2 protein-coding genes are annotated in these 550 nt (G+C 48.2%); both read right to left on the reverse strand.

Features of this window, described 5'->3' with window-relative positions; translation table 11 throughout:
- On the reverse strand, positions 1-269 hold a 269-nt coding region (locus A3729_RS09830; RefSeq protein ID WP_197475748.1), incomplete at its 3' end, for a DNA-binding domain-containing protein.
- A partial coding sequence (locus A3729_RS09835) for a DUF692 family multinuclear iron-containing protein (protein ID WP_156497857.1) occupies positions 269-550 on the reverse strand: 282 nt, incomplete at its 5' end. The genes A3729_RS09830 and A3729_RS09835, both read right to left, overlap by 1 nt.

Below are 550 nucleotides of genomic sequence, written 5' to 3' on the forward strand. Positions count from 1 at the left end.
TGGTCCAGACTCGCTGACGCGGGAGGGTGTGCTTTAACATAACGCAGTGCTAATGCCTGAAAAAACTGCTCACCAACACATTGCAAAAAGGCAGGATAAATATCTGCTAATGCAGAACATAAGTTGCCGTAAACACTGCCGCGATAAATCGCTAAACACTGCTCAGGATCAAGCTTCTCACCCGCTTGAATAAATGCCCCTGGCTTGATATCCGTCTCTAGATTATAGATGCCTGAAATAAAGGCTTGATGAATGTTCGCAAGCTTCATTACCTGGATACCTGCTCTGCAGAAGCAAGACTGGAATACTTTGAGCACTGAGCCATCATGCGGGCTGCGTTGCTCTGCTCTTCCTGCAGAACGGAAAAATCCGGAATATCAGTATCCCATTCAATCAAAGTAGGAATAGGGCCAAATCGCTCCAACGCTGTTTGGTAAAGTTGCCAAACCGGTCCGTGCACCCTTGCGCCATGCGTATCGAGCAAGTGCGTGCCCTGATCTTCGAAGCCCGCCAAGTGCATTTCTTTTATGCGTTTTACAGGCAAAGCCCG

Source organism: Oleiphilus sp. HI0043 (genome assembly GCF_001634935.1).